Raw genomic sequence first — 18,625 nt, 5'->3', positions numbered from 1 at the left:
GCATCGCGCCGCACCGGTGGCCGCCCGCCGGCGCTCGCGGCCACATCGATCAGGCCCTCGACGCCTACGAGGCGGTGCACGCCAACCTGGTGGTCCACGACCCTCGCTACCCGGCGCCCGCGACGCTGCGCGCGCTGGTGCGTGACGGCAACCTGATCGACGCGGGCGACCGGAGAGAACCCACGCCCGGCTCGGATCTGATCGCCCGGGTGCTGCTGGATCACGAGCCCGGGATCGTGGTGGCGCAGGCGTGGGGAGGGCTCAACACCATCGCACGGGCGCTCATGTCGATCGAGGAGCGGTACGCTGGCACCTCCGAGTGGCCGGCCGTCCAGGAGCGGATCAGCCGCCGCACGGTGCTCACGGCCTGGGGAGAGCAGGACGATGCGTTCGCCGAGTACATCCGTCCGCACTGGCCGGATCTCGAGTTCCGGCAGGTCGCGACGGCGGCCTGGGGATACGCGGCCCGGTGGGTCACGCCGCCCGAGAGCCACGCGTACCTTTCCGCAGAGTGGACGCGCGAGAACGTCAGTTCGGCGGGACCGGTGGGCGCCGCCTACCGGGTGTGGGGCGACGGGCTGCAGATGGCCGAGGGCTTCGACCCGGAGGACTACTTCGGGCTGCGCGACATGACCGACGACGAGCTGCGCGAGCGCGGCTACCAGGTGTTCTTTCCCGTCGAGCCCGCCGGCGCGTGGATCTCCGAGGGCGACACCTCCAACTACGCGCTCCACATCGACAACGGCCTGCGCAACTTCGAGCACCCCACGTTCGGCGGCTGGGGCGGCCGCCAGGAGCCGCACGCCACGGACCAGCGGTACTGGGTCTCGGCGGGATTCCGCGGGCTCGACCTGTCCGGACCGCCGGTCGACTGGGGCGACGTCGCCCGCTGGCTGCCCGCGTTCCAGCGCGACTTCGCCGCTCGCCTGCGATGGTCCGTCACGCCGTCCTATGCCGGCGCGAACCACGCCCCGCGCGTCGAGGTGTCCACGGGCCTCGACGTCGACGCGGAGCCCGGCGAGGTAGTGACGATCCGGTGGGTGGCGTCCGACCCCGACGGCGACCCGGTCTCGGTGCGCCCGTGGCAGTACCGCGAGGCCGGAACCCTCGACGCCGAGGTCGACCTCACGCGCACCGGCGAGGACTCGCTCGAGGTGCGGATCCCGGCGGACGCGACGCCGGGCACCACGGCGCACGTGATCCTCGAGGCCACCGACGAGGGCGAGCCGCCGCTCACCGCCTACGCCCGCATCGTCCTCACGGTGCGCTGACCGCCGGGCGGCGCCCGCCGCGCCAGTAGGCTGTTCCCCATGCGCATCCTGGTGACGGTCAAGTTCGTCCCGGACCTTCAGTCGCAGCGATCCTTCACCGAGGGCGCCGTGACGCGGACCGGCGACGACGGCACGATGAACGAGCTCGACGAGAACGCGGTCGAGGCGGCCCTGCAGCTCAAGGAGGCCGCCGGCGAGGGAGAGGTCTACGCCCTCACCGTGGGCGGTGACGATGCCGTGGCGGCGGTCCGCAAGGCCCTCCAGCTGGGCGTCGACCATGCCATCCACGTGTCGGATGCGGCCGTCGCGGGCTCGGACGTCTTCGGCACGGCCCGAGTGATCGCGGCCGCCGTCCGCAAGGTCCACGAGGAGGCGCCGCTCGACCTGGTCATCACCGGCATGGCGGCGCTCGACGGTCTCACCTCGATGCTGCCCACCGCGCTCGCGGCCGAGCTCGACTGGTCGCAGCTGACCCTCGCGTCGCACCTCGCGGTCGACGGCGCCACCGCGACCATCGTGCGGCACCTCCCGGACGCGCACGAGACGGTGAGCGCCCCGCTCCCGGCCGTGGTCTCCGTGACGGACGAGGCCAACAAGCCGCGCTACCCCAACTTCAAGCTCATCATGGCGGCGCGGACCAAGCCCGTCACCACCTGGACGCTCGCGGACCTTGGCGTCGAGGCGGCCGCGGTGGGCGCCGGTGCCGCGCGCACCGTCGTGGTGGACGCCTCGCCGCGCCCGCCGCGCGAGAACCGCACCGTAGTGACCGACACGGGGGAGGGCGGCACCGCGTTGGCCGACTTCCTGATCGAGAGGGGGCTCGCATGAGCGCCGCCACCGTCGCCGTCCTGGTCGAGAGCCGCGATGGCTCCGTGACCCAGCCCACCTTCGAGGCGCTCACGCTCGCACGCGCGCTCGGCACTCCCGTCGCGGTGTGGCTGGGCGACGCCCCCGACGGGGCGCAGGTCGAGCGCCTGAGTGTCTACGGCGCCGCCGAGGTGCGCGTGGTCCCGTGCGGGGACGATGCGCGGCTCGCCGCCGGGGGAGCGGCCGCCCTGGGCGCCGCGACCGCCGACGCCTCCGCCATCGTGATGATCTCGACGTTCGTCAACAAGGAGATCGCCACGCGCCTGGCGCTCGCGACGGGTGCGGGCGTGGTGGTCGACGCCGCCGGGGCCGAGTTGGTCGACGGCCGCATCGAGACCCTGCAGACGGTGTTCGCGGCGACGTGGAACGTCCGCTCCCGCATCGAGACGGATGCGGGCATCGTCGCGATCCGCCCCAACACCACCCAGGCGTCGCCGGCGCAGACGCCCGGCGCCGCGGTCGTGGTCGACGTGGCCTTCGAGCCCCTGGCCTCCCGCGAGACCGTGGTTGCCGTCGAGCCCGTGCCGGCACAGGAGGGCATCCCGCTGGCCGAGGCGCCCGTGGTGGTCTCGGGCGGGCGCGGCACCGGCGGCGACTACACCCTGGTGCGTGAGCTGGCAGAGGTGCTGGGAGCAGCCGTGGGCGCCTCCCGTGACGCCACCGACGAGGGCTGGATCTCCCACGAGCACATGGTGGGCCAGACCGGCACCACCGTGACTCCCGCGCTCTACGTCGCGTGCGGGATCTCCGGCGCGGTGCACCACCGCGGTGGCATGCAGGCGTCGGGCACCATCGTCGCCGTGAACATCGACCCCGACGCCCCGATCTTCGAGATCTCGGACTTCGGCGTGGTGGGCGACCTGGGCGACGTGATCCCGCAGGTGATCGCGCGCATCAAGGAGCGTCGCGACGTCTGAGGCTCGACGTCAGGGGCTCCACGCCCGACGCCCGTGTCGCAATCAGGCGACGGTGCTCACGCGTCCGCCGGCCGGTCGACGCTGAGGGAGAGCTCCTCCCACCGGTCGACCTCTCCGCCGAGTCGCGCGAGCTTCGCCCGCGTCTGGGTCACCGCGTGGGCGCCGCAGATGAGGTGGAGGGGCGGCTCCGGGTGGTCCGCCAGCGCGAGCATGGCCTCGGCGGCGGCCGCGGGCGAGCCGGGCTGGTTCCCGGGCAGCGAGTGGATGCGGTCCCAGAACGGCCGCATCACCGGCTCGTAGTCGGGGAGCACGTCGTCGTTCTTCGCGCCGCTCGGGATCCACAGCGTGCGGACCGGGCCCGGCTCGAGCACGGTGACACGGATGCCCAGGTGGGAGACCTCCGCCGCCAGCGCCTCCATGAGGCCCGACACCGCGAACTTCGAGGCACAGTAGTAGCCCAGGCCCGCGGACCCGCGCACGCCGGCGATGGACGAGACGGTGAAGATGTGTCCCGAGCGCCGCTCGCGCAGGTGCGGCAGCAGCGCCGTGGTGACCTTCGCCGCGCCCCAGAAGTTGGCGTCCATCACCTCTTGAGCATCCTCCGGATCGGACTCCTCGATGGTCGAGAAGTAGCCGATGCCCGCGTTGTTCACCACCACGTCCACGCCGCCGAAGCGGGCGAGCGCCGCGTCGACCGCGGCGGCGATCTGCGCATCGTCCCTGACCTCGAGGGGCAGCGCAGCGACCGTGTCGGGGAAGCGCGCCACCAGGTCATCCAGGGACTCGGGGCGGCGCGCGGTCGCGACCACGCGATGCCCGGCAGCGGCGGCCTTCTCCGCCGTCGCGCGGCCGATGCCGGTCGAGCAGCCGGTGATGAACCAGGTCGCCATGAAGTCTCCTCGCGTGAACCGTCCCCCGTCACGCTAGCGTGCCCGGGCCTGGTCCCGGACCCTTCCTAGACTGGGGCCCGTGACCCACTACCTCGACCACGCCGCGACCACGCCGCTGCGGGAGGCCTCGCGCGAGGCCTGGGTCGACGCCGCCGCCGCGGTGGGCAATCCCTCCTCCCTGCACGGCGCCGGCCGCGCCGCGCGCGCGATCGTCGAGGACGCGCGCGAGCGCATCGCCGCCGCGCTGGGTGCCGACGCCGCCGAGGTGATCCTGACCTCCGGGGGCACGGAGGCGGACAACCTCGCGGTCAAGGGCCTGCAGTGGGGACGTTCCGGGGCGGACCCGGCGCTGCGCGGGCTGGTCACGAGCGCGATCGAGCACCACGCCGTGCTGGACCCCGCGCGCTGGCTCGCCGCACGCGGTGAGGTGGACCTGGTCGAGCTCCCGGTCGACGCTGAGGGCGCCGTGTCGCTCGATGCGCTCGCCGACGCCGTCGACGCCCGCACCTCCCTGGTCTCCCTGATGTGGGCGAACAACGAGGTGGGGACCGTCCAGCCAGTGCCCGAGGCCGTCGCGATCGCCGCCGCCCAAGGGGTGCCGGTGCACGCCGACGCCGTCCAGGCCGTGGCGTACCTCGACGTCGACTTCCGCGCGTCCGGGCTCACCGCGATGTCGGTGACCGCGCACAAGCTGGGCGGTCCGGTGGGCGTGGGTGCGCTCGTGGCCCGGCGCGACGCACCGCTCGAGCCGCTCGCCCACGGCGGCGGGCAGCAGCGCTCGGTGCGCTCGGGCACTCTGGACGCCCCGGGCGCGGCCGCCTTCGCCGCGGCGCTCGAGGCCGCGGTCGCGGAGCGGAGGACCGAACGGGCGCGGCTCGAAGACCTGCGGGCGCGGCTCGTGGGCGGCGTGGCGGCCGCCGTGCCCGCGGCGACCGTCTCCGGACCGGACGATGCGTCGCGCCGCCTCCCGGGCATCGTCCACCTGGTGCTCCCCGGCGCCCGCGCGGAGTCCGTCCTGTTCCTGCTGGATGCCGCCGGCATCGAGGCGTCGAGCGGCTCCGCCTGCTCGGCCGGCGTGGTCCAGTCAAGCCACGTCGCGCTGGCCATGGGGTGGTCCGCGGGGGACGCCGCCTGCACGCTGCGGCTGAGCCTGGGACGCACCTCGACGGTCGCGGACGTGGACGCCGTGCTCGGTGCGCTGCCGGACGCCGTGCGACGGGCTCGCGCGGCGGGCTGACGCCGTCGGGGCGCCCGGCGCCCGGTCCGTACAATGGTCGGGTCCCTGAGCCCGGAGGTCCCCGCATGCGCGTGCTCGCCGCCCTGTCCGGCGGAGTCGACTCCGCCGTGGCCGCCGCGCGCGCCGTCGACGCCGGCCACGACGTGGTGGGCGTGCACATGGCGCTCAGCCGCAACCGCGACGAGCACCGGACGGGATCGCGCGGCTGCTGCTCGATCGAGGATTCGAACGACGCCCGCCGCGCCGCGGACCGGCTGGGCATCCCGTATTACGTGTGGGACCTGTCCGAGGAGTTCCACGACACCGTGGTGACGGACTTCCTGTCCGAGTACGCCGCGGGGCGCACGCCCAACCCGTGCGTGCGCTGCAACGAGCACATCAAGTTCGACACGCTGCTGGAGCGCGCCGGAGCGCTCGGCTTCGACGCCGTGTGCACCGGCCACTACGCGCGCATCGAGATCCGCGAGGACGGCGCTCGGGAGCTGCACCGCGCGGCCGACGCCGCCAAGGACCAGTCCTACGTGCTGGCCGTGATGGGCCCGGACAAGCTGTCCCGCGCGATGTTCCCGCTCGGGACGATGCGCTCGAAGGACGAGGTGCGGGCCGAGGCCGCCGCGCGCGGGCTCGGCGTGTCCAACAAGCCGGACTCTTACGACATCTGCTTCGTCGCCGACGGCGACACCCCGGGTTTCCTGCGGCGCGCGCTCGGGGACCGGCCCGGCGAGATCATCGACGAGTCGGGCGAGGTGGTGGGCGCCCACGCTGGCGCCTACGCCTTCACGGTGGGCCAGCGGCGCGGGCTCCGGTTGCCCCGCCCCGCCCCCGACGGCGCGCCGCGATACGTGACGGGCGTGGACACGGAGCGCAACGTGGTCACCGTGGGGCCCGAGACGCTGTTGAGCGTGACGCGGCTGGTAGGGGAGCGCACCGTCTGGCTCGCGCCCGACGTGCCGGCGGATTCCGCCACCCCGTGCGCGGCGCAGGTGCGGGCGCACGGCACGCCGGTGCCCGGTTCGGTGGTGCGGGCGGGCGACGCCATCGAGGTCCACCTTGAAACCCCGCTCCGGGGGGTCGCCGCCGGCCAGTCCCTGGTGATCTACCAGGGAAGCCGAGTGATCGGCCAGGCGACCCTCGCCCGCCGCGACGCCTGATCCGTCGCGAGCGCCGCATCGTCGCGCCGCAGGGAGCGCCCGCTCACGCCCCTCTCGTAACGTTTCGGCAACGAATCGGTCACGCCACGCGCTCCCGGATTGACACCCGGTGGACGCTGGCCTTACCTTGAAGGCGATACGTGAGAGCGCTCTCCCAGAGAGAGCGCTCTCAGGATCACCAACCAAGACGGACACAAAGGAGTGAACGTGAGCCTCTCACGACGCAAGACCTCGTTCGGGATCGTGGCTGGCGCCGCGGCCTTCGCGATCGCCCTCACGGGATGCAGCAGCTCGGATTCCGGCGGTGGCAGCTCTGCCGAGCCTTCGGATGACGGCATGATGAGCGACGAGCCGGTGACGCTGACTCTCGCGACATTCAACCAGTTCGGCTACGCGTCGAGCTCCGAGGGTGGCGGCGACTACCAGTACGACCTGATCGCCGAGTACCAGGAGCTGCACCCGAACGTCACCATCGTCTACAACGTCGCCGACACGTCGAACACGGCTCGTGAGAACTTCTTCACGAAGCTCGGCCCCGGCGGTCTCGCCGACATCGAGGCCATCGAGGTGGACTGGCTGCCCGAGGCGCTGCAGTACTCCGACCTCCTCGCCGACCTGACGGACCCCGCTCTCGCGGACCGCTGGCTGCAGTGGAAGTCCGACGCCGCCACCGACAAGGACGGCCGTCTCGTGGGCTACGGCACGGACATCGGCCCGGAGGCCATCTGCTACAACGTCGACGCCATCGAGGCAGCCGGCATGGACGCGTCTCCCGACGCGATGGCGGCCGCGATCGACGGCGACTGGGCCAACTACTTCGCGCTGGGCAAGGAGTACTCCGACGCGACGGGCAAGGGCTTCTACGAGGAGAACGCCGCGATGCTGCAGGCCATGATCGGCCAGCTCGAGGCGCCCTACGAGGACCCGGCCACCGACGAGATCATCGCGCTCAGCAACCCCGAGGTGCGGGACATCTACGACACCCTGACTCAGGCGAGCGCGGACGGCGTCTCTGCCGGCCTCGGACAGTGGAGCGATGACTGGGCGGCCGGAATGGCGAACGGTGACTTCGCCGCCATGCCCTGCCCGTCCTGGATGCTCGGCGTGATCAACGGCAACGCTCCCGAGGGCAACTGGGACATCGCCAACGCCTTCCCGAACGGCGGCGGTAACTGGGGCGGCTCGTACCTGACCGTTCCCGACGCCGGCGCGAACGTCGAGGCGGCGAAGGAGCTGGCCGCATGGCTCACCGCTCCCGAGCAGCAGGCGAAGGCCTTCGCGAACGTGGGCGCCTTCCCCAGCCAGCCCGAGGCATCCAACTCCGACGCCGTGAAGAGCGCGACCAACGCCTTCTTCAACGACGCGCCCACCGGCGAGATCTTCACCGAGCGCGCCGCGGCCGTCACGGTGGCCCCGTACAAGGGTCCCCACTACTTCCAGGTCAGCGACGCCATGGTGAACGCCCTGCGCCGCGTGGATGAGGGAACCATGAACGCCGCCGATTCATGGGCGCAGTTCGAGGCCGACGTCAACGCGATCGGCTAGCACCACCCATCGGTTCGGGCCCCCTCGTCCCCCAGAGGGGGCCCGAACCGCTCCCACCCTTGGCCACATCCGCCTTGAACCGAGGAATCTCTGATGACCATCACCGAGCCGAAGGCCCCGGGACGCGATGACGCGCCGGGCCCGCGGACCACCGCACCGCCCACCTGGCGCCAACGCGTAGGGCGCTGGGACGTCAAGTACTCGCCGTACGTCTACATCGCACCGTTCTTCCTGGTGTTCGCCGTGGTCGGGATGTTCCCGATCATCTACACCGCCGTGATCTCCCTGCAGGACTGGGACCTGGTCCGTAACACCGGCACGTACATCGGCTTCGAGAACTTCACGTTCGTGCTGCAGGACCGCGAGTTCTGGCTGTCGCTGCGCAACACCTTCTCGATCTTCCTGCTGTCCTCCGTGCCGCAGATCATCGTCGCGACGTTCATCGCCGCCATGCTCGACAAGAACATCCGCGCCAAGACCTTCTGGCGCATGGGCGTGCTGCTGCCGTACGTGGTCGCGCCGGTGGCCGTCGCGCTGATCTTCTCGAACATGTTCGGGGACCGCTACGGCCTCATCAACTCGCTCCTCAACGACATCGGCTTGAGCTCGATCGCATGGCACGTCGACGTGATCCCCAGTCACGTGGCGATCGCCACCATGGTCAACTTCCGCTGGACCGGATACAACGCGCTGATCCTGCTCGCCGCGATGCAGGCGATCCCGCGCGACCTCTACGAGGCCGCAGCGATCGACGGCGCCAGCAACTTCCGGCGCTTCATCTCGGTGACCGTCCCCCAGATCCGTCCCACCATGATCTTCGTCATCATCACGTCGACCATCGGTGGCCTCCAGATCTTCGACGAGCCGCGCATGTACGACACCACCGGTCAGGGCGGCTCCAACAACCAGTGGGAGACCATCACGCTGTACCTCTACAACACCGGATGGGGGAACTTCGACTTCGGCCGCGCCGCAGCGGTGGCCTGGGTGCTGTTCCTCATCATCATCGCCATCGGCATGCTGAACTTCGCGGTCACTCGCAGACTCATCGCCGGCGACACCGCACCCAAGGTGAAGAAGGTGAAGAAATGAGCGTCACGACCGCTCCGCGTCGACGCGTCCGTGGGGGCGCCAGCGCCGTCGCCACCATGCGACCCTCCTGGTGGATCTACGCAGGCCTGGCGGTGTTCCTCATCGCCTCGGCGTTCCCCTTCTACTGGTCCTTCCTCATCGCCTCCGGCGATCGGTTCACCATCAACGATCCGAACATGTCCTGGTTCCCGGGCGGGAACTTCCTCGCCAACGCCTCGACCGTGCTGAGCAACCCGGCCGTCAACTTCTGGAAGGGTCTCAGCAACTCGATCCTGGTCTCGACCGTCACGGCCGTGTCCACGGTGGTGCTGTCGACACTGGCGGGCTACGCGTTCGCGAAGCTGCGGTTCAAGGGCTCGGGCCCCATGCTGGTCGCCGTCATCGCGACCATGGCGGTGCCGGTCCAGCTCGGCATCGTGCCGCTGTACATCCTGATGTCGAAGTTCGGCTGGACGGGCAACATCGGCGCCGTCATCATCCCCGGCCTGGTCACGGCCTTCGGCGTGTTCTGGATGACGCAGTACATCTCCCAGGCGCTGCCGACGGAGCTCATCGAGGCCGCGCGGGTGGACGGCTGCTCCATGATCCGCACCTTCTGGCACGTGGGCCTCACGGCGGCGCGACCCGCCGCGGCGATGCTGTTCCTGTTCACGTTCGTCACCAGCTGGAACAACTTCATGTGGCCGTACATCGTGCTCGATCAGGCGAACCCGACCCTGCCGGTGTCGCTGTCCATCCTGCAGGCCAACTACTTCGTCGACTACTCGCTGGTGCTCGCCGGGGTATTGCTTGCGACCGTGCCGCTGCTGCTCCTGTTCATGTTCGCCGGCCGCCAGCTGGTCTCGGGCATCATGGCCGGCGCGGTCAAGGGCTAGCGGGCCATGTCGCGAATCGTCCACGGGCATGGGGCCCTGTCTGAGACGATGGCCCCATGCCCGCTGATGACGGAACGGACGTGACGCTGCCGGGGCGCGCGCAGGCGCCCACCCTCGAGCTGGTCGCTGCCCGCGCCGGGGTGTCGCGAGCGACGGTCTCGCGCGTGGTCAACGGCTCGCCGTCGGTGTCGGCGCCCATCGCCGCCGCGGTGCGTCGCGCCGTCAAGGACCTGGGCTACGTTCCCAACCGGGCCGCGCGTTCGCTGGTGAGCCAGCAGTCGCAGGCCATCGCGCTGGTGGCCCCGGAGGATGTCACCCGGTTCTTCGGCGACATCTACTTCGCGGAGATCGTCGCCGGCATCGATGAGCGCCTCGAGCAGAGCGACTACGTCCTCAACCTCATGATCGCGAATCACGACCCCAGGGGAAAGACTCTTCGCTACCTGGGCGGCGGCGCGGTCGATGGCGCGATCGTGGTGTCGCACCACACCAGCGACCGCTTCCTGCGCCGCATCACCGAGCACCTCCCGGTGGTGTTCGGCGGGCGCTCCTCGGTGGCGGCCCTCGAGGCGTACGTGGTCGACGTGGACAACGTGGCCGGCGCCAGGGACGTGACGCGCCTGCTGGTCGAGCGCGGCTGCCGGCGCATCGCCACCATCACCGGGCCCATCAACATGCAGAGCGCGATCGACCGCCTCGAGGGCTGGCGGGCGGCGCTCGACGAGGCGGGTGTCGCGGCCGGTCCCGTGGTGGATGGCGACTTCACCATCTCCGGCGGCGCCCGCGCCATGCGCGAGATCCTCGACTCGGGCGTCGAGGTCGATGGCATCTTCATCGCTTCCGACCTCATGGCCGCGAGCGCGATCCCGGTGCTGCTCGAACGCGGGATCCGGGTGCCCGAGGACATCGCGATCGTCGGGTTCGACGACAGCGCCGCGGCGGTGTCGGGCCCCATCGCGATCACCACGGTGCGCCAGCCGTCGCGACAGATGGGCTGGACCATGGCGGACATTCTCATCGCGGTCCTGGCGGGACGCACGGATCTTCCCCACGAGGTGATCCTGCCCACCTCGCTGGTGATCCGCGACTCCGCCTGACCCCGCGGCCGCGGGTCACGCGCGGGGGTGGCCCGTCAGGCGCCCGGGCCCAGCCCGCGCATCAGCAGCGCCCACGCGTCCTCGACCCGCGCATGCCGCGTCGCCTCGGGCACCCGCGCCACCAGCGCCGCGAGCATGGCCACGGCGAGCACCACATCGTCCACCGTGGTCCGGGGGCCCAGGGTGCCGTCCGCCCTCGCCGCCTCCACCTTGGGTGCCAGGGCTGCCGCGATGCGCGCCTCGAATCCCCGCAGCCGGGGGTCGCCCTCGTGGGCGAAGTACGCGATCATCGCCGCGTTGCCCTCCAGCTGATGCGTGATGAGGTCCGTCACGTCGCGAAGCGAGCTGTGGTCGTGCGCGGCGAGCCGCTCGACCTCCGCGAGATTCTCGTCGAAGACCGCGTGCGCCAGGGCCTCGCGGCTCGGGAAGTGGCGGTAAAGGCTTCCCTGACCTACCCCGGCACGCTTCGCCACCGCGGAGAGCGGCCCGTCCACGCCCTGCTCGGCGAAGACGTCGCGGGCGGCGGCTACCAGGGCGGCCCGGTTCTCGGTGGCCGCGCCGGGGCCGCGGTTGGACTTTCCGGTCATGCCAAGAATGTATAGGCTGAGCAGCAACCGGACATCGTTGTCCGGTTGCGGAGTTGTAGGCGATGACCGATCGTGACGGTAGTGGCCTCTCCGCGGGCGCAGCCCCCCGACGTCCCTGAGCAAAGGAGCTCTCATGGCCCCCGCAGTTCCCACCGGCGACTCCAAGATCGCCGAATGGCTCGCGCACCCCTACGCCGGTCCCGTCCTGCGCGAGATGCTCGCCCAGTCGGGCCAGAGCGAACGCGCGCTCAGCCCCGTCAAGCGCTTCTCCATGAAGAAGCTGGTCAAGCTGAGCAACGGGCAGTTCAGCCAGGAGATGCTGGACGGCCTGATGGCCGAGACCGCGCGGCGCATGGAGGCGGGCGACGCCGCCGCGCCGGCCGACGCCCCCGTGCCAGCTGAGGCGCAGGCGCCCGACGAGGACGAGGAGCAGGAGTGGGAGGAGCGCATCACCGAGGGTCGGTTCACCGGCCAGACGGTGGTGGTGACGGGCGCGGGCTCAGGAATCGGCCGTGCCACCGCTTCCCGCGTCGCCCGCGAGGGCGGCCGAGTGATCGCGCTCGACATCTCCGCCGAGCGCCTCGCCGAGTTCGCCTCCGAGCACGAGGGCCTGGACGTCACCATCGTGACCGCGGACGTCACCAAGGAGGAGGACATCGCGCGGGTCCTCGAGGCCGCCGGAGACCGCATCGACGCGCTCGCCAACGTGGCCGGGATCATGGACAACATGACCCCGTTGCACGAGGTCACGGACGAGGTCTGGGCGCGGGTCTTCGCCGTCAACGTCGAGGGCCTGATGCGACTCAGCCGGGCCGTCCTCCAGCGCATGCTGCCCGCCGGCAGGGGTTCGATCGTCAACATCGCGTCCGAGGCGGGGCTGCGAGGTTCGGCCGCCGGGGTCGCCTACACCGCCTCCAAGCACGCCGTGGTGGGCATCACCAAGAGCTCGTCCTACATGTACGCCTCCAGCGGCATCCGGGTGAACGCGGTCGCCCCGGGGCCCGTCATCACCAACATCGAGGCGCGATTCGACTCGGAGCTGGGCCGCGAACGCGTCGAGGCCGCGATGGCGATCCTCACGACGCCCGTCACCCCCGACCACCTCGCCGCGTCGATCACCTTCCTGCTGTCCGACGACGCGGTCAACCTCAGCGGCGTCATCCTTCCCTCGGACGGGGGTTGGTCGGCCATCTAGAGACTCCCCGCCGCCGTTGGGCCCGCCCGCGCCGCCGCACCGTGTCCGGCGGCGCGAGCGTTCCGGCCGAGGGGCGACGGCGGTATCGGGAGCGGGGTCCCGGGGCGAGAGCTCCGGGACCCTCGTACGTTCGCGGGCCGGTCCCTACGATGGTGGGCATGATCGTCACGCATCGCGGCAAGTCCCCATCCATCGATCCGGCGGCGACCGTCGCGCCCAGCGCCGTGGTCTGCGGCGACGTCACGATCGGCCCCGGCGTCCGCGTGCTGCACGGCGCGGTGCTGACCGCGGAGGACGGGCGCATCGTGGTGGGGGAGGACACGGTGGTGATGGAGAACGCGCTGGTCAAGGCGCGCGCGGGGCACGACGTGCTGATCGGAGACGCCGTGGTGATCGGACCGCACGTCCACGTCAACGGCGCCCACATCGGCGACGAATGCTTCATCGCCACGGGCGCGGCGCTGTTTCCCGGCGCCGTCCTCGAGCGCGGCTGCGAGGTGAGGATCCGCGCGGTGGTCCAGGTCAACACCGTGCTCGCGGAAGGGACGCTGGTGCCGATCGGCTGGATCGCGGCCGGCACCCCCGCCACGATGCTGCCGCCCGATCGTCACGAGGAGGTGTGGGCGATCCAGCAGGATCTCGACTTCACGGGCACGGTCTACGGCGTGCAACGCGGCACCTCGATGCGCGAGCTGCTACGAGGCCAGAGCGACTTCTACGGGGCTCACGACGACGACGAGATCATCGGCTGACGCCCTGGGGGGTGCGGCGCCCCGCCGCCGCGGGACGCGGGGCCCGGATGTCGGTTCCGGGCCCCGCGCCTGCCGTCAACCGGCTCAGTCGGTGGCGACCTGGATGCGCCGCGGCTTCGCGGACTCGGCCTTGGCGACCGTGACCGTGAGCAGCCCGTCCTTGTAGGACGCGGTGACATGGTCGGGGTCGACGCGGTCGGGCAGCCGCACCGCGCGGTGGAAGCTGCCGAATCGACGCTCGACGCGACGGAACCCGTCGGCCGTCTTGTCGTCGTAGAAGTCGCGCGTGCCGGAGACGGTGAGCACGTTCTCCTCGAGGGAGACGTCCACCTCCTCGGGCTTCACGCCCGGTAGCTCGACGTGCATGGTGAAGCCGTCCTCGGTCTCCTCGACGTCGAGCGCGGGGCTGAAGGCGCCCGCGAGGGACGCGTCGGCGTCGCCGAAGAACTGCTGCACGATGCGCTGGAAGTCGTCCGGCCACGGCGTGCTGGCGCCGGCCGGAACGGAGCGACGAAGAACCTCTCGTGCCATGATCTGACCTCCTTGTAGGACCGTTTCCCGTGAGGGATGGCGCCCTCATGGGCGAGCGCGGGAGCCGCGCTCCGCCTCCAGGATAAGACCTGAGCGACTATCGCTCAAGTCTACGTGTCATGCCTGATAGATCGCCTACGCAGGCCCTGTCGGATTGTCGGAAGGACGCGCGCCGCCGGCCCTCAGGCCGCGTCGTACGGCAGCCGCGCGCCGCGGCCCGGGTGGGTGACGTGTCCCATCCACGCCACCACCAGCGTCAGCACCGCCGAGAGCGCCATCCCGGCGCCGATGTGCAGCTTGAGCAGCAGGGCGCCCGTCAGCGCGCCGAGCCCGATCAGCAGGATCGCGCCCGCGCGGCGCTTCCACGGCTGGCCGCCGCCCTTGCCCAGCACGGAGTCCGAGGCCAGCCCCGTGATGGTCGAGGTGACCACCACCGTGGTGACGTCCTTGACGGCGACGTGCCGCGCCGCCGCGGCCTGGCAGCCCATCGCGAGGCCGAGAGCGGCGGTGACGGCGTACTGCAGGCCGCGTCCGGGCGCGTCGACCAGCGCGGCCGGCACCGCCGCGAGCGCGATGACCACCCCGACGGCCCCGAACAGGACGGAGTGCCGCGCGGTCCACGCGGAGCTCGCGCCGCGCAGCGCCCGACCCCCGACGGCGGCGCCGCCCATGAAGGCCGCGAGCGCGATCAGCGGGCCTCCCACCGGGAGGTCCGTGCCGCCGGCGAGACCCATGCCCAGGATCACCACGTTGCCCGTCATGTTGCCCGTGAAGACGCGGTCGAGTCCCAGGTAGCCCACCGCGTCGATGATCCCGGTGGAGAAGGTCAGCGCCAGCATGAGACCCAGGTGGGCGGTGGCGGGATCGCGGCGCATCCTGTCGAGCACTGTGCCTCCGGGGGTGGGGCCCCGGTCAGCGCCCGGGGCGGCGGTAGTGTCGGACACAGATTAGGGCACGCCGCGCCGGCGGCCCGCCGAGGGGAGGGCGCGTGGGGGACTTCCGGGGCACCCTGCAGCCCGGCGTCGGCCTGGACGATGCGCCGTACCTGCCCGCGGATCCGTCCGCCGTGCTGTGGGGTCGCCTGCCACGGGGAGGCGACGCCCCGGTGCTCGCCGTCGACCCCGGCGCGGAGATCACGATCGACACCGTCAGCCACGAGGGTCTGCTGCCCGACCAGGGCCAGGATCCGCGGGCGTTCTTCGGTGACCACGGGGTCGCCGCCGGGGACGTGCTCGAGGACGCGATCGCGATCGCCGCGACCCGCACGCGCGACGCCGCCGACGGCCCGCATGTGGTCACCGGCCCCGTCGAGGTGCGCGGCGCCCGGCCCGGCGACCTGCTCGCGATCACGCTGCTCGAGGCGACCCCCCGCGTTCCGTACGGGGTGATCTCCAATCGCCACGGGCGCGGAGCACTCGCGGGGGAGTTCCCCCAGGGTCCCCAGGACGTCTCGGTGTTCGCGCCCATCGCGCCCGACGCGGACGGCCAGTGGCGCGGCCGGCTGCCGCTCACCGCGGGCGGGGACCGCATCGTCTCCTTCCCGTTGGCGCCCTTCCTCGGGATCATGGGCGTGGCCACGGACACCCGCGAGCGTGCGCACTCCGTCCCTCCGGGCCCGCACGGCGGCAACATCGACATCCGTCACCTGGTCGCGGGCGCCACGCTCTACCTTCCGGTGCAGGTGCCCGGGGCCCTCGCCTACGTGGGCGACCCGCACTTCGCCCAGGGCCACGGCGAGGTCGCGCTCACCGCGCTCGAGGCGTCGCTGCGGGTGCGCGTCCGCCTCGACCTCCTCGACTCGACGGACGCCGCGCGCGAATTCGGGGCGCTGGCCTCGCCGCTCGCCGCGGACGCCGACTACCTGATGCCCACCGGTCTCCACGAGGACCTCGACGAGGCCATGCGGGCCTGCGTGCGGCAGGCGATCGCGCTGCTGGGGGCCCGCTACGGCATGGCCCCGCACCTGGCCTACGCGTACCTGTCCGCCGCCACGGACTTCGAGATCTCCCAGGTGGTGGACCTGGTCAAGGGCGTCCACGCCCGCATCCGTCGCGCCGACTTCGAGGGGGTCCTGTGACGAACATCCACGTGGAGGGCGGCGGGCCCGCGCCCGAGGGCCTGGTCGAGGCGGTGCTCGGCTACGAGGCCGCGCTGGTCGCGGACGACCTCGCAGCGCTCGCGGACTTCTTCGAGCCGGGCGACGCCACGCTGCGCGCCGACCGCAACGGCCTGCTGGTGGGGCGCGACCGGATCACCGGCTTCCGCGGCCGCCGCGGCGGGGTGGGGGAGCGGGACGTGATGGACCTGGTGGTGCACGCGGCGGGCGACGCCGCGGCGCACGTCACCACGGTCAACGCGCCCGCCGGCGGCGGGCGCGGCATCGTCACCCAGCTGTGGCGCCGGGACGATGCGGGGGCCTGGCGCATCGCGGCGGCCCACGTCACCGCCCCCGCACCGGCCATGGACGCTCGGGTGTGGCGCGTGGTGGGCGCGCCGCTCGTGTCCGGGTCGGGCGAGGGGCCCCTCGCGGGCCACACGGTCGCGGTCAAGGATCTCTACGCCGTGGCCGGCCAGCGCATCGGGGTGGGCGTGCGCGCCTACCTCGCGGAGGCGCCGGTGGAGGAGGCGTCCGCGCCCTCGGTGCAGGCGCTGCTCGACGCCGGCGCGGACATCGCGGGAATCGCCCAGACCGATCAGTTCGCCTACTCGATCGCCGGGCTGAACCCCGACTACGGGACACCGCCCAATCCGGCCGTGCCGGGGGCGATCCCCGGGGGCTCCTCAAGCGGCCCCGCCACGGCGGTGGCGCTCGGCCAGGCCAGCATCGGCCTGGGGACGGACACCGCCGGCTCGATCCGCATTCCGGCGTCCTACCAGGGGCTCTGGGGGCTGAGGACCACGCACGGTGCGGTCTCGCTCGAGGGTGTCGCGCCACTCGCGCCGCGCTACGACACGGTGGGGTGGATGACGCGCGACGGCGAGACGCTGAGCGCCGTGGTCGACGCCGTGATCAGCCCGGAGCGCAGGACCGTTCCCGCGCCGGGGCTCCTGGCCGCGCCCTCCGCCATGATGGTCTGCGCGGCCGGCGTGAGGGTTGCGTTCGACGCCGCGGTGGAGGCCCTGGTGGCCGCGGATTGCATCGTCGACGCCGTCGACCTGCCCCCGCTCGACGATCTCCTGATGGCGTTCCGCGTCACGCAGTCCGCGGAGGCCTGGCGCAGCGACGGCGCGTGGGTGGAGTCGCACCCCGGCGCCCTCGCCCCCGACGTCGAGGCGCGCTTCGCGTGGGCGCGCGACGTCACCCCGGAGCGCGAATGGGCCGCGGGGGAGGACGTGGCGCGGCTCGCCGCGGATCTCGACGCCGCACTGGGTGACAGGATCCTCTTGATTCCCGCAGCCGCATCGGCCGCGCCCGCGTTGGACGCGTCCGAATCGGAGCTCGAGCAGCGTCGCCAGGCCACCCTCAGCATGACCGCGATCGCCGGGCTCACCGGTCGCCCCGCGCTCTCCGTGCCGGTGCTGTCCACCCCGGCCGGGCCGGTGGGCCTGTGTCTGGTGGGCCCGCGCGATTCGGATCGGCTGCTGGTCGACGTGGGCCTCGAGATCGAAGCCATGCTGCGTAACGACGGTGAAACACCCGTGAGGCAGACTCTGTAAGTCACATCAACATCTCGGGGGAGGTCCGCGATGTCACTGCACGGCGGCCTGCCGGGTCCCATCGACCCGCCGGCCCGGCTCCTCATGGGCCCGGGGCCCATCACCGCGGATCCGCGCGTGCTGCGCGCGATGTCCGCCCAGCTGGTGGGGCAGTACGACCCTGCCATGACGGGCTGGATGAACGAGGTCATGGACCTCTACCGGGGCGTGTTCGAGACCTCCAACCGGCAGACGCTGCTCATCGACTCGACCGCCCGCGGCGCCATCGAGGCCGCGCTGGTGTCGCTGCTCGAGCCCGGCGATCGCGTGCTGGTCCCCGTCATGGGCCGGTTCGGGCACCTGCTCGTGGAGATCGCGACGCGCTGCGGCGCGGAGGTCCACACGGTGGACGTGGAGTGGGGCCGGGTCGCTCACGTCGAGCAGATCGCGGCGGCCATGGAGCGCGTGCGCCCCAAGGTGCTGGCGACCGTGCACGGCGACACCTCGACCACGATGATGCAGCCGTTCGAGGGGCTGCGCGAGCTGTGCGAGCGGTTCGACTGCCTGCTCTACGCGGACGTCACCGCGTCCATCGGCGGCAATCCGTTCCTCACCGACGAGTGGGGCGTCGACGCCGCCACCGCCGGTCTGCAGAAGTGCCTGGGAGGCCCGTCCGGCTCGGCGCCGGCCACCTTCTCCGCGCGTGCCGTTGAGGAGATCGAGCGCCGCAAGAGCGTCGAGGCGGGCATCCGCGTCGAGGGCGACGCGGTCTCCGCGCATCCCATCCGCTCCAACTACTTCGACCTCGCGATGATCTTCGACTACTGGTCACCGCGTCGCCTCAACCACCACACCGAGGCCACCACGATGCTGTACGGCGCCCGCGAGTGCGCGCGGCTGGTGCTCGAGGAGGGGCTGGGCGCCTACCAGGCGCGTCACGCGCTCCACGGGAGCGCGATGCTGGCGGGCGTCCAGGGGCTGG

At 72.0% G+C, this 18,625-nt stretch carries 18 protein-coding genes; 14 read left to right on the top strand and 4 right to left on the bottom strand.

The genetic code is table 11. From position 1 onward, the window contains the following. From Q0L54_RS05540 to Q0L54_RS05530, 3 genes are all read left to right on the top strand, one after another. A partial coding sequence (locus tag Q0L54_RS05540; RefSeq protein ID WP_296666102.1) for a DUF1593 domain-containing protein occupies window positions 1–1,271 on the top strand: 1,271 nt, incomplete at its 5' end. Between the two features lie 39 nt (window positions 1,272–1,310). Next, a complete protein-coding gene (locus Q0L54_RS05535; protein ID WP_296666100.1) occupies window positions 1,311–2,099 on the top strand; it encodes an electron transfer flavoprotein subunit beta/FixA family protein in 789 nt (262 codons plus the stop codon). After that, on the top strand, window positions 2,096–3,055 hold the full coding sequence (locus Q0L54_RS05530; RefSeq protein ID WP_296666099.1) for an electron transfer flavoprotein subunit alpha/FixB family protein: 960 nt from the start codon (window positions 2,096–2,098) through the stop codon (window positions 3,053–3,055). The genes Q0L54_RS05535 and Q0L54_RS05530 overlap by 4 nt, the downstream gene beginning before the upstream one ends. A 56-nt stretch (window positions 3,056–3,111) precedes the next feature. Here the strand turns inward: Q0L54_RS05530 and Q0L54_RS05525 are convergent, their stop codons facing one another. After that, window positions 3,112–3,945 (bottom strand): oxidoreductase, encoded by an 834-nt coding sequence (locus Q0L54_RS05525; protein WP_296666097.1) that lies wholly within the window; start codon window positions 3,943–3,945, stop codon window positions 3,112–3,114. Window positions 3,946–4,024: 79 nt separating this feature from the next. Between Q0L54_RS05525 and Q0L54_RS05520 the strand changes: the two genes are divergently transcribed. The 6 genes from Q0L54_RS05520 (at window position 4,025) to Q0L54_RS05495 (ending at window position 10,942) form a co-directional block, all read left to right on the top strand. Continuing rightward, window positions 4,025–5,182, top strand: coding sequence for a cysteine desulfurase family protein (locus tag Q0L54_RS05520; protein WP_296666096.1), 1,158 nt, complete (start codon window positions 4,025–4,027; stop codon window positions 5,180–5,182). 65 nt (window positions 5,183–5,247) lie between these two features. Beyond that, window positions 5,248–6,333 (top strand): tRNA 2-thiouridine(34) synthase MnmA, encoded by a 1,086-nt coding sequence (gene mnmA, locus Q0L54_RS05515; RefSeq protein ID WP_296666095.1) that lies wholly within the window; start codon window positions 5,248–5,250, stop codon window positions 6,331–6,333. A 207-nt stretch (window positions 6,334–6,540) separates the two neighbouring features. Continuing rightward, the gene (locus Q0L54_RS05510) at window positions 6,541–7,878 is read left to right on the top strand and encodes an extracellular solute-binding protein (protein ID WP_296666086.1); all 1,338 of its coding nucleotides are present in this window, start codon (window positions 6,541–6,543) and stop codon (window positions 7,876–7,878) included. A gap of 93 nt (window positions 7,879–7,971) precedes the next feature. Beyond that, window positions 7,972–8,970 carry a carbohydrate ABC transporter permease gene (locus tag Q0L54_RS05505; protein WP_296666084.1) on the top strand — a complete coding sequence of 333 codons (999 nt, stop codon included), beginning with the start codon at window positions 7,972–7,974 and terminating at the stop codon, window positions 8,968–8,970. Between the two features lie 56 nt (window positions 8,971–9,026). Next, window positions 9,027–9,845: a carbohydrate ABC transporter permease gene (locus tag Q0L54_RS05500; protein ID WP_296666103.1), complete on the top strand. Its 819-nt coding sequence runs from the start codon at window positions 9,027–9,029 to the stop codon at window positions 9,843–9,845. A 56-nt stretch (window positions 9,846–9,901) separates the two neighbouring features. Continuing rightward, a complete protein-coding gene (locus Q0L54_RS05495; protein WP_296666083.1) occupies window positions 9,902–10,942 on the top strand; it encodes a LacI family DNA-binding transcriptional regulator in 1,041 nt (346 codons plus the stop codon). Window positions 10,943–10,977: 35 nt separating this feature from the next. Here Q0L54_RS05495 and Q0L54_RS05490 read toward each other — a convergent pair whose 3' ends face one another. Then, a complete protein-coding gene (locus tag Q0L54_RS05490; RefSeq protein ID WP_296666082.1) occupies window positions 10,978–11,529 on the bottom strand; it encodes a TetR/AcrR family transcriptional regulator in 552 nt (183 codons plus the stop codon). Between the two features lie 133 nt (window positions 11,530–11,662). Between Q0L54_RS05490 and Q0L54_RS05485 the strand changes: the two genes are divergently transcribed. Together Q0L54_RS05485 and Q0L54_RS05480 are read left to right on the top strand one after the other, a co-directional pair. Further along, window positions 11,663–12,724: an SDR family NAD(P)-dependent oxidoreductase gene (locus Q0L54_RS05485; RefSeq protein ID WP_296666081.1), complete on the top strand. Its 1,062-nt coding sequence runs from the start codon at window positions 11,663–11,665 to the stop codon at window positions 12,722–12,724. A 158-nt stretch (window positions 12,725–12,882) separates the two neighbouring features. Beyond that, window positions 12,883–13,476 (top strand): gamma carbonic anhydrase family protein, encoded by a 594-nt coding sequence (locus Q0L54_RS05480; RefSeq protein WP_296666080.1) that lies wholly within the window; start codon window positions 12,883–12,885, stop codon window positions 13,474–13,476. Between the two features lie 84 nt (window positions 13,477–13,560). On the opposite strand, the gene Q0L54_RS05475 is transcribed toward Q0L54_RS05480, so the two are convergent. Further along, complete coding sequence (locus Q0L54_RS05475) at window positions 13,561–14,007, bottom strand: Hsp20/alpha crystallin family protein (RefSeq protein WP_296666079.1); 447 nt, start codon at window positions 14,005–14,007, stop codon at window positions 13,561–13,563. A 182-nt stretch (window positions 14,008–14,189) separates the two neighbouring features. Continuing rightward, a complete protein-coding gene (locus Q0L54_RS05470) occupies window positions 14,190–14,882 on the bottom strand; it encodes a YoaK family protein (RefSeq protein WP_296666078.1) in 693 nt (230 codons plus the stop codon). Window positions 14,883–14,995: 113 nt separating this feature from the next. Here Q0L54_RS05470 and Q0L54_RS05465 point away from each other — a divergent pair, with 113 nt between their 5' ends. The 3 genes from Q0L54_RS05465 to Q0L54_RS05455 form a co-directional block, all read left to right on the top strand. Continuing rightward, complete coding sequence (locus Q0L54_RS05465) at window positions 14,996–16,084, top strand: acetamidase/formamidase family protein (protein WP_296666076.1); 1,089 nt, start codon at window positions 14,996–14,998, stop codon at window positions 16,082–16,084. Continuing rightward, window positions 16,081–17,664 carry an AtzH-like domain-containing protein gene (locus Q0L54_RS05460; RefSeq protein ID WP_296666075.1) on the top strand — a complete coding sequence of 528 codons (1,584 nt, stop codon included), beginning with the start codon at window positions 16,081–16,083 and terminating at the stop codon, window positions 17,662–17,664. Before Q0L54_RS05465 ends, Q0L54_RS05460 begins: the two co-directional genes overlap by 4 nt. A 30-nt stretch (window positions 17,665–17,694) precedes the next feature. Continuing rightward, window positions 17,695–18,625, top strand: a 931-nt coding sequence (locus Q0L54_RS05455) for an aminotransferase class V-fold PLP-dependent enzyme (RefSeq protein WP_296666074.1), incomplete at its 3' end; no start/stop codon positions are given.

The sequence above is a fragment of the Demequina sp. genome (assembly GCF_024642165.1).
In the GTDB taxonomy this organism is placed as follows: Bacteria; Actinomycetota; Actinomycetes; order Actinomycetales; family Demequinaceae; genus Demequina.
Note: the sequence above shows the minus strand (reverse complement) of the source record. Positions and strands in the feature narration are given on the sequence as shown.

Bases quoted from the DNA above. Each gene is read 5' to 3' on its own strand.
- Q0L54_RS05480 (WP_296666080.1), top strand. From the start codon at position 12,883: ATGATCGTCACGCATCGCGGCAAGTCCCCATCCATCGATCCGGCGGCG.
- Q0L54_RS05475 (WP_296666079.1), bottom strand. From the start codon at position 14,007: ATGGCACGAGAGGTTCTTCGTCGCTCCGTTCCGGCCGGCGCCAGCACG.
- Q0L54_RS05485 (WP_296666081.1), top strand. From the start codon at position 11,663: ATGGCCCCCGCAGTTCCCACCGGCGACTCCAAGATCGCCGAATGGCTC.
- Q0L54_RS05495 (WP_296666083.1), top strand. From the start codon at position 9,902: ATGCCCGCTGATGACGGAACGGACGTGACGCTGCCGGGGCGCGCGCAG.
- Q0L54_RS05505 (WP_296666084.1), top strand. From the start codon at position 7,972: ATGACCATCACCGAGCCGAAGGCCCCGGGACGCGATGACGCGCCGGGC.
- mnmA (WP_296666095.1), top strand. From the start codon at position 5,248: ATGCGCGTGCTCGCCGCCCTGTCCGGCGGAGTCGACTCCGCCGTGGCC.
- Q0L54_RS05470 (WP_296666078.1), bottom strand. From the start codon at position 14,882: ATGCGCCGCGATCCCGCCACCGCCCACCTGGGTCTCATGCTGGCGCTG.
- Q0L54_RS05525 (WP_296666097.1), bottom strand. From the start codon at position 3,945: ATGGCGACCTGGTTCATCACCGGCTGCTCGACCGGCATCGGCCGCGCG.
- Q0L54_RS05530 (WP_296666099.1), top strand. From the start codon at position 2,096: ATGAGCGCCGCCACCGTCGCCGTCCTGGTCGAGAGCCGCGATGGCTCC.
- Q0L54_RS05490 (WP_296666082.1), bottom strand. From the start codon at position 11,529: ATGACCGGAAAGTCCAACCGCGGCCCCGGCGCGGCCACCGAGAACCGG.
- Q0L54_RS05535 (WP_296666100.1), top strand. From the start codon at position 1,311: ATGCGCATCCTGGTGACGGTCAAGTTCGTCCCGGACCTTCAGTCGCAG.
- Q0L54_RS05500 (WP_296666103.1), top strand. From the start codon at position 9,027: ATGCGACCCTCCTGGTGGATCTACGCAGGCCTGGCGGTGTTCCTCATC.